10 protein-coding genes and 1 pseudogene are annotated in these 8881 nt (G+C 40.5%); 7 read left to right on the top strand and 4 right to left on the bottom strand.

The window, feature by feature from the left end; genetic code table 11:
• A pseudogene (locus EWV84_RS22725) lies at positions 1-75 on the top strand (DUF29 domain-containing protein); the annotation flags it as partial.
• 142 nt (positions 76-217) lie between these two features.
• Here the strand turns inward: EWV84_RS22725 and EWV84_RS02205 are convergent.
• On the bottom strand, positions 218-1084 hold the full coding sequence (locus EWV84_RS02205) for an alpha/beta fold hydrolase (RefSeq protein WP_287076130.1): 867 nt from the start codon (positions 1082-1084) through the stop codon (positions 218-220).
• A gap of 274 nt (positions 1085-1358) precedes the next feature.
• Here EWV84_RS02205 and EWV84_RS02210 point away from each other — a divergent pair, with 274 nt between their 5' ends.
• The 6 genes from EWV84_RS02210 (at position 1359) to EWV84_RS02235 (ending at position 7143) form a co-directional block, all read left to right on the top strand.
• A complete protein-coding gene (locus EWV84_RS02210; protein WP_287076132.1) occupies positions 1359-2339 on the top strand; it encodes an ABC transporter ATP-binding protein in 981 nt (326 codons plus the stop codon).
• A gap of 155 nt (positions 2340-2494) precedes the next feature.
• Entirely contained in the window at positions 2495-3436 is a 942-nt protein-coding gene (locus EWV84_RS02215; protein WP_287076134.1) for an ABC transporter ATP-binding protein, read from the top strand.
• Positions 3426-4256, top strand: a complete 831-nt coding sequence (locus EWV84_RS02220) for an ABC transporter permease (protein WP_287076136.1) — start codon at positions 3426-3428, stop codon at positions 4254-4256. Before EWV84_RS02215 ends, EWV84_RS02220 begins: the two co-directional genes overlap by 11 nt.
• A 2-nt stretch (positions 4257-4258) precedes the next feature.
• Positions 4259-5785 carry a GldG family protein gene (locus EWV84_RS02225; protein WP_287076138.1) on the top strand — a complete coding sequence of 509 codons (1527 nt, stop codon included), beginning with the start codon at positions 4259-4261 and terminating at the stop codon, positions 5783-5785.
• Between the two features lie 48 nt (positions 5786-5833).
• Positions 5834-6454 (top strand): Uma2 family endonuclease, encoded by a 621-nt coding sequence (locus EWV84_RS02230; RefSeq protein ID WP_287076140.1) that lies wholly within the window; start codon positions 5834-5836, stop codon positions 6452-6454.
• 113 nt (positions 6455-6567) lie between these two features.
• A complete protein-coding gene (locus EWV84_RS02235; RefSeq protein ID WP_287076141.1) occupies positions 6568-7143 on the top strand; it encodes a Uma2 family endonuclease in 576 nt (191 codons plus the stop codon).
• 294 nt (positions 7144-7437) lie between these two features.
• Here EWV84_RS02235 and EWV84_RS02240 read toward each other — a convergent pair whose 3' ends face one another.
• The 3 genes from EWV84_RS02240 to EWV84_RS02250 form a co-directional block, all read right to left on the bottom strand.
• A complete protein-coding gene (locus EWV84_RS02240) occupies positions 7438-7677 on the bottom strand; it encodes a hypothetical protein (protein WP_002751846.1) in 240 nt (79 codons plus the stop codon).
• Between the two features lie 2 nt (positions 7678-7679).
• A complete protein-coding gene (locus tag EWV84_RS02245) occupies positions 7680-7916 on the bottom strand; it encodes a hypothetical protein (RefSeq protein WP_004161776.1) in 237 nt (78 codons plus the stop codon).
• 125 nt (positions 7917-8041) lie between these two features.
• Positions 8042-8833 (bottom strand): PEP-CTERM sorting domain-containing protein, encoded by a 792-nt coding sequence (locus EWV84_RS02250; protein WP_287076142.1) that lies wholly within the window; start codon positions 8831-8833, stop codon positions 8042-8044.
• Between the last annotated feature and the right edge of the window lie 48 nt (positions 8834-8881).

An 8881-nucleotide genomic window follows, 5' to 3' on the forward strand; every position in this document is an offset into this window, starting at 1 on the left:
AACCAACAGAGACATAAAGTAGATAGTTATCTCCTAAAATTACTCATCCATCTGCTTCTCTACCAATACCGGCCAATGTCTTTTCTACTGGCCAAATTCTGGCAGATTTCCTCAAAAAAAACCTTGACAAATCCCCGCACTTGACAGATACTTATATATAGAGTGAGAATCCGTGCCTGCCTGCAGACCCTCTTTTTTCAGGTCAGATAAGCGTCAACTATAAGCTTTTCAACCAATCACTAATCAACCGGTTAACCTCTGTGGGAATTTCATCGTGGGGACAATGACCAGCAGTGAGATAATATTCTGTCAGAGAAGGATAGTATTGACGGAATTTGGCCCCGCGTTCCCTAGTATTCATCCAAGGGTCCCCTTCACCCCATAACATCAACAGGGGACAGCTTAACTTTTGCAGGAGAATATCCACATTTTCCCCCCGGGGAGATTTAAACACAGAAGCAAAAACTTTAGCTGCACCCACATCCAGGGAAGGACGACGGATATCTTCTATTAACTGCTCGGTAATCGCACTGCGATCGAGATATACTTTCTCTAGGGTTTTGCGGATAGTTTTTGGTTGACGGGTATAGAGAAATAAGAGATAACTGGCCCAGGGTTGCAGCAGCATCGATCGCAGTAATTTTTGTGCTAAATTAGGCTGACGATTGCTTTCTGTATCGCTAAAGGGACCGGCGCTATTGAGGAGAATTAATCCCCGAACATTCTCGGAATGATTAGCAGCCACACAGAGAGAAGCGTAACCCCCCAGAGAATTACCCGCTAAAACCGTCGGTTGGCCCACAACTTCCTTGATAAAATCATTTAATTGTTGCTGCCAAAGATTGCCACTATAGACAATATCCGGTTTAGCTGATCTACCAAATCCTAACAGATCGATCGCCCATACCTCCCATTCTGAGGCTAAACCTTGCACATTTTTTCGCCAATGGTCGGTGGAAGCGCCAAAACCGTGGACTAATAGTAATGGGGGTTTTCCCGCAACTCTAGTACCCGCTTGCACATAGTGTATAGAATTTCCTTGCCATTGCCAATTTTGCCTTGTCGTCAGAGCAGCTGTATTCATCTGCTGTTTTGTTAAGTAATGTGAATAATTCTTAGTCTAACCGATTGAGAAACTGGAGACAAAGCTAGAGATTTTTAGCCAAACCCCTTGACTGAAAACGGGACTTGACATATAATTATATATATAATGGGAATCCGTGCCTGCCTGCAAACCCTTCATTTTTGGGCAAATAACCCTAAAAAACACTCTTACAAAAAAATCTTGAGCGAACCCATAACCCAGAGAATTACTCCTGAATCACTGGGACAGTTTTTTCCTAATTCCGATAATAGCTATGAAGATTTTGACGATTTTACGGGGATTAATCGACGAAAATCCCTTAAGTCAGGCGGATCTAGAAGATTTACTAGAGATCGAATCCTTAAATTTTAGGGAGACTAACCCTCTCATCCTACAGGAAAGGGCGGAACTATTAACGATTCTCTGGCCGCGAGTCTGGCAAAAATGTCAGGAGTTAGGGATAAATCAGCCAAATCAGATTTTGATCAGCTGTTGGCACTTCTGGATTCCCTGGGCGCTACAGCTACGCAACCACGCAAAACCGTTGATTCAAGGCATTTTGGCCCCCCAAGGCACGGGGAAGACCACATTAACATCCATAATGTCGATTATTTTAGCCTATTTTGATTTAAAAGTAAATAATCTCTCTTTAGATGATATTTATAAGACCTATAATGAGCGAATAAAATTGCGTCAAAAGGATAAAAGATTGCGCTGGCGTGGTCCACCGGGTACTCATGATATAGAATTAGGAATTAAAGTTTTAGAACAGGTTTGTCAGCAAGAAAGTCCGATTTTAATCCCGCGTTTTGACAAGTCCCTGCATCGAGGACAAGGAGATAGAATTGCACCGGAACAAGTGGAACGAGTTGATATTCTTTTTTTCGAGGGTTGGTTTGTGGGCATGAATCCAATAGAGGAAACAGTCTTTGATCATGCCCCCGATCCGATTAATAGCGAAGAAGACCGACAATTCGCTAGGGATAATAATCAAAGATTGCGGGAATATCTACCCCTCTGGTCAAAAATCGATCGCTTACTGATTCTTTATCCCCTTGACTACCGTTACAGTTTACAATGGCGACAGGCAGCCGAAGCAAAAGGAGGTATGAACCCATCAGAAATCGAGGAATTTGTCAAGTATTTTTGGAAAAGTTTACATCCGCAATTATTTCTCCCACCCCTGCTCAAACAAGCGCATCTAGTGGCAGAAATTAATCAGGATCATAGTCTGGGAAAAATCAGTTATCAGTGATCAGTAATCAGTAATCAGTGAAAAGAAAGCTCCGAACTTGTCACTTAACAGACTGAAAACTCCTATCTGGTAACTGAAAACTCCTATCTGGTAACTGATAACTGATAACTGATAACTGGTAACTGATAACTGATAACTGATAACTGATAAAGCTTATGATTGAAGTGGAACATCTGAGTAAAATTTATGGTTCTACCGCGGCAATCAGTGACGTGGATTTTACCGTAGAAAAAGGAGAAATACTAGGTTTCTTAGGACCAAATGGAGCGGGAAAAACCACCACTATGAGGATTTTATCCGGTTATATTCCTGCCACAACAGGAACAGCAAGGATAGCAGGATACGATGTACATCAACAATCCTTAGAAGTGCGTCGTCGCATTGGTTATCTTCCCGAAAATCCCCCCTTGTATCCAGAGATGACCGTAGAAAGTTTTCTGGATTTTGTCGCACGGATTAAAGGCATCTCATCGGGGGATAGAAAAGCGCGGGTAGATTTAGTTTTAAGCAAATGTCAGTTACTAGAAAAAAGAAAAGTTATTATCCGCAAGTTGTCCAAGGGTTATAAACAGCGTGTGGGAATTGCCCAAGCGATCGTACACGATCCACCAGTAATTATTTTAGATGAACCGACAGTAGGATTGGATCCGAAACAGATTATCGAGGTGAGAAATCTGATTAAAAGTTTAGCGGGAGAACATACAATTATTCTCTCCACTCATATTTTACCAGAAGTGAGTATTACCTGCGATCGAGCGACAATTATTAATCGGGGTCGCATCGTGGCCAATAATATTACTACCGCTACCCCTGCCAGTTCCAGTTATGAAATTGAGATTGAGGGTGATAGGGATTCCCTGCTAGAAATCCTTCAACAACTGCCGCAAGTCGAGCAAGCGGCAAAAGTCGGCGATAACCTGCTCAAAATTGTTGGTCAAGTGGGAACAAACTTAGGGGCAGAACTTGCTAGAATAGTTGTCAACAATGGTTATAACTTATTAGAAATGCGTCGCACCCGTAAAACCCTAGAAGATATCTTTCTGGAAGTAATCGGCAGCGGGGAAAATAACCACCAGGAGGAGAGGCATGATCAATAATATCTGGGCGATTTTTCGCAAGGAATTTCAAAGCTATTTTACGGCTGCCAATGCCTATATCATTATGGGGATATTTTGGTTAGTAGCAGGATTTTTCTTTAACTCCCTTCTCTACGGCATTATTCTCGATATTAGTATCCAGGAACAATCGGGATTTCTGGTAGCCAGAGATATGGTATCTGAATTTATGACCACTTTCATCGGCATGATTTTATCCTCTTTATTGTTGGTAATTTTGCCAGCCCTGTCTATGGGATTATACGCAGAGGAAAAAAAACAGGGAACCCTAGAACTTTTAGCCACTTCCCCCCTGACTAATTGGAGTATAGCGATCGGTAAATTATTGGGAGTGCTGGCCTTTTTTACTGTGATGATTACCCCCCTGTGGATTTACGAAATAGTAGTTTTTAGTGCCGCAGTTCCCCCGGTGAATATAGCCAGTATTTTACTAGCTCATCTAGGATTAATTTTACTAGCAGCGGCCATCCTAGCCCTTGGGATGTTTATCTCCTCCCTCACCAATAGTTCTATCCTGGCTTACATCATCACTTTTATCACCATCTTATTTATCTGGATACTGGATGTCATTGCTAACAATGCCGAAACCTTCTTTCGAGATCGCATTGGAGGAGAAGTGGGAGAACAGATCGGATTTTTCCTGAAAGAATTGCTCTCCCATCTATCTTGGTATCAACCCTTTAACAATTTCGTGCGGGGAATTTTTGACAGTAGTAGTTTAGTCATCTTCCTCAGTTATATTCTGCTGGGAATCTTCCTAACTACTCAAGCGATCGAAGCGGACCGTTATCAAAGAAACTAACTATGATATCCTGGCAAAAATACAGTAAATTTCTCTATATACCCGCCCTATTTCTGGGTAGTGCCGGCCTAACCGTGGGGTTAATCTCCGGTCAATGGTCATCCCTCTCTCTGGGGTTATTAATTGCCGGGGCTATTCTGTTTCTAGGGTGGCTGTTGTTATTAGTAACCACTGCCAAAGACTTTTGGCAAAAAAGAAGTACCCGCACCGGCACTCAAACCCTCATTACTACTATTATTGTCCTCAGCGTTATCGGTTTAATTAACTTTCTCGCCCTCCGTTATCCCTATCGAGTTGATTTAACCGAAAACCAAATCTTTAGTTTATCCCCCCAAACCGAAAGACTATTAACCAATCTGTCAAAACCAGTCAAAGTCTGGATTTTTTCAACCCGGGGAATCAGTGCCAACGAACAGGAACTTTTAGCCAATTATCAACGCAAAAATCCCCAATTTCAGTACGAGATAGTTAACCCGGAGAAAAAACCCAATATTGTCCAAGAATTTAAAAAACTAGCTGATGATAATCTGTCCAGAGTCTATCTACAGTATGGTGAAAAAAAACAACCCCTGAAAACTATTAGTGAACAGGAAAGTCTCACCGAAGCGAAATTGAGTAACGCTATCGAAACCGCTAAAACCGATCGCACTTTAACCGCTTACTTTCTGCAAGGTCATGGAGAAAATGCCATCAAAGAACCTCAAGGAGGTTTAGGACAAGCAGTCAATAGTTTAGAAGCAAAAGGTTATCAAGTAGAACCACTTAATCTAGTGGAACGTTCCACCATTCCCAATAATGCCGATGTCATTATTATTGCCAGTCCCAAAAGAAAAATATTTCCCCAGGAAGTCACCGCTTTAAAAAACTATCTTGAGCAAGGGGGCAAAATTTTATTACTGATTGACCCCCAAACCGAAACCGGATTAGAACCCTTATTAACCCCTTGGGGTGTGAAACTAGATAATCGGATTATTATTGATGCTTCCGGTGCCGGGGAAATCATTGGTTTAGGTCCGGCTAGTCCCATTATTACCAATTACGGTAATCATCCCATTACTCGCGATTTTGCTAACGGTATTTCTATCTTTCCCTTTGCTCGTCCCATCGCTACCGTTCCCGTCGAAGGAATTGAAGCCGTATCTTTAATGATTACTAATGATAAAATGTGGGCCGAAAGTGATTTAAATGATCAGAATCTCCAGTTTAACCCTGAAAAAGATTTAGCTGGCCCTTTTGATCTAGGAGTTGCTCTGACGGGAAAAAAAGGTAAATTAATCGTGATTGGTAATGCCAGCTTTGCCAGCGATGGACTATTTGAACAACAGTTAAACGGAGATATATTTTTAAATTCTGTGCAGTGGTTAGCCAGTGGTGAAACAGCCACCTTATCTATCCGGGCCAAGGAACCAGAAAATAGAAGAATCAATTTAAATCCCCTGCAAGCTAACGCTATTTTTTGGATAGGGATGGTAGTGATGCCTTTAGTGGGATTTACCCTAGCCGGATTGACTTGGTGGCAACGTCGTTAATCGAGTTAGAATCTAGAAAGATCATCTCTCTTATTCCCCCTAACTGCCATGACCACAACCCAAACTATCCCCCAATTGTTGACTTTTGATGACTATATCAATCAATATCCCGATGATGGACAACAATACGAATTAATCGCAGGAAAATTATTGGCCATGATGCGACCGATCGGAAAACACGAAGAAATTGGCGGATTTGTTTCTGGAAACCTATTCTTAGAGATAAATCGGCAGCAATTGCCCTATGTTATCCCCAATACTGCCGCAGTAAAACCCCTTCGCCCCCATACAGGTTATCTACCCGATATTATTGTCTTAGACAGAGAAAATCTAGTTAATGATCCCTATTGGGAAACCGCTTCCTCAATTTCTCTGGCAACATCAGCTAAATTAATTATTGAAATTGTCAGTTCCAATTGGCGAGATGATTATCTGAAAAAATTCGACGACTACGAACAATTAGGAATTGCCGAATATTGGATTATCGATTATTTAGCCAAAGGTTCGGCCCGATATATCGGCAGCCCCAAAGAACCCACCATTTCTATCTATCAATTAATCGATGGAGAATATCAAGGTAATTTATTTAAACAGGATCAACGTCTTATTTCAGGGATTTTTCCAGAGTTAAACCTCACTGCTAATCAAATTTTTCGTGCTAGAGCTTAAAGAAAAACCCGTATTTATAGATTAGACTTATTCTAAAAATCAAAAATTGTCCTGAGAGTCAGGAGTCAGAAGCTTATAATAGAAAATAACTCAAGATCGGAGAAATCAATCTAATGTTTGCCACAATAGAAGATAAACAAGCCCTTTCCCTCGAAGTATTTCTTGCCCTTCCAGAAACTAAGCCTGCTAGGGAATATTATCATGGAATTGTCACTCAAAAAACTATGCCTAAAGGAAAACACAGCATCTTACAATTTGAGTTAGCCTCTGCCATTAATCAACAGACTAAACCTCAAAAATTAGCTTATGCTCTACCTGAATTGCGTTGTACTTTTGCAGAACGTTCAATTGTGCCAGATATTGCGGTGATTCGTTGGGAGAATTTGCCAAGAGATATAGATGGAGAAATGGCCGATCAATTTTTACGTTATCCCGATTGGATTATTGAAATTATGTCTCCTGAACAATCTGTTACCTTAGGGATGGAAAAGATTATTTTCTGTTTACAACAAGGAACAGAATTAGGTTGGTTGATTGATCCTTCAGCAAAGTCAGTCACCGTTTTTCAAACAGGATTACCGAAAGTACATATTGCAACTGAAGGAAATAATGAGCCTTTAGCAGTGATTAAAGGTTTAGAACGTTGGTCAATATCAGCAGTGGATATTTTTGCTTGGCTAAAGGTTTAATTTGTTCTGTCAGCATCGTTTGGTTTATCAGTTTATTCCAGAAGAGTAAAGTTATCAAAGTTATAGGGATGTGGACTCATTATGAATAACCCCTCTTATTTATTTTATACTGGTAGCATTAATGATTGATTTGGATTGTAAAAATTAGGAACATGAAAAGCCTATGGTATAAGACTTTTGCCTTCCGCAAAGCGGTATAAATACCCTCAAGATAACATGAATGGGCATTTATGGTATCTTTAGAAGCAATTTAGCCTACTTTTGTAGTTTCTTTTTCAGTGGATTGGGAAAGTTCTAGTTAGCAACTGATAATAAAGCTTCTTCTATTGGCTTTGGTAACTCAATAGCATGAAACCGATTCACAGAAAAAGCGTAATCTTCACCACTTTCATCAATAACCCGAATTAGACTGTTTATTTCTGCTGTCTCATCAGGGATAACGCGGTATATTTTGCCAACTTCTAGTGAAGCTTCGTAGCCTTCATTATTGAGACAAACTGCGAACTTATTTGTTGGAGATGACTCTATTTTCATGGTCAATCTAGAAACGGTAACTTGAGCTTAAATTCTTTTTTGCCGATGCCATGAGCTTCGTACCAATGGACTTCAGCTAACCTTACTATACCATTGGGAAGCTGAACTTGGGCTATGCCCTTTAATTTTCTCCATTTACCTTTGCCATACTGTTTTTGCAACCGTTCCCGATTACGAATTCCCGTTCCTGTGGCAATAATCTCGATATTCGTGATATCGCTGATAATCTCAAAGTCCACGATCGATCAATCAATCTTAAAGAGTGGCCTTTCATTATAGCATCTATTGCCAAAAAAGAGATATAAAAAAACAAACCCCCCTCAAGATTGATTGAAGGGGCATTTATAGTATTTTTAGAAGCAATTTAGCCTACTTTTGTGGTTTCTTTTTCGGTGGATTGGGACGGTTTTAGTTTGCGCTTGAGGGTTGAGGCTGCGCCGAGAGTGCCGAGGGTTAATAAGCTGATGACTGTAGAGGGTTCGGGAACCTTACAACAGACAGTTAAATCTCCTTGAGCAGTCCATGTCCATGTACCGTTCCTAAAGTCTAGTGATCCATTTACTCCACCTTTAAAGGCAATATTCCCATGATTATCAGGGCTTGGAATAGAGGTTGTAGCACCAAAGTACCCCCTGGTTTCTCCCGTTTCCAGTGAAATATCCAGTGCTGAAGACGTGGTAAACAAATTAAAAGTATTGTTTCTAGTGTTTGTTATAGCTATTGGAATAGGAGGAAAAAGTGTAGCTAAAATATCACCATCAGGCAGCCCAATGGTAGATAATTGAAGATTGGAGATAGTTGCTGATACACCAGAAGGGAAGCGCGAGTCAGATGTAAAGTTAACTGTCATACTTCCGATAGGCTCAAAATTAATCGGATCTGGAGAAAGACCTATAACAGTCCAAGTTCCTGTAGGAACAAAAGTTCTTGTAACGACAGATGAGAAATCAGGAATAATAGGTTCTGTAGTCATAAACTGTGCTTGTATAATAGGATCTGTATTAAGACCTTTACAAGTACACCACCAAATCCCCCCAAAAGGTTGATCAGCAATTGGAATACCCCCTAATTTACAAGTACCTTTTTCTGGCTCTTCGGGAATTGTTATGCAAATAATTAACTTAAAATAAAATTCGATGAGAGCAACTACGCTCAAAAGTAGCTGAAATTCATACAGGAAAGGACTTAAGGCACAAAAGGGTTA

This window comes from Microcystis sp. M_QC_C_20170808_M3Col (assembly GCF_007095505.1).
Lineage (GTDB): Bacteria > Cyanobacteriota > Cyanobacteriia > Cyanobacteriales > Microcystaceae > Microcystis.

Coding starts and splice junctions, on each gene's coding strand:
- EWV84_RS02230 (WP_287076140.1), top strand. CDS start 5,834: ATGACCACAACCCAAACTATCCCCCAATTGTTGACTTTTGATGACTAT.
- EWV84_RS02210 (WP_287076132.1), top strand. CDS start 1,359: ATGAAGATTTTGACGATTTTACGGGGATTAATCGACGAAAATCCCTTA.
- EWV84_RS02225 (WP_287076138.1), top strand. CDS start 4,259: ATGATATCCTGGCAAAAATACAGTAAATTTCTCTATATACCCGCCCTA.
- EWV84_RS02205 (WP_287076130.1), bottom strand. CDS start 1,084: ATGAATACAGCTGCTCTGACGACAAGGCAAAATTGGCAATGGCAAGGA.
- EWV84_RS02215 (WP_287076134.1), top strand. CDS start 2,495: ATGATTGAAGTGGAACATCTGAGTAAAATTTATGGTTCTACCGCGGCA.
- EWV84_RS02220 (WP_287076136.1), top strand. CDS start 3,426: ATGATCAATAATATCTGGGCGATTTTTCGCAAGGAATTTCAAAGCTAT.
- EWV84_RS02240 (WP_002751846.1), bottom strand. CDS start 7,677: ATGAAAATAGAGTCATCTCCAACAAATAAGTTCGCAGTTTGTCTCAAT.
- EWV84_RS02235 (WP_287076141.1), top strand. CDS start 6,568: ATGTTTGCCACAATAGAAGATAAACAAGCCCTTTCCCTCGAAGTATTT.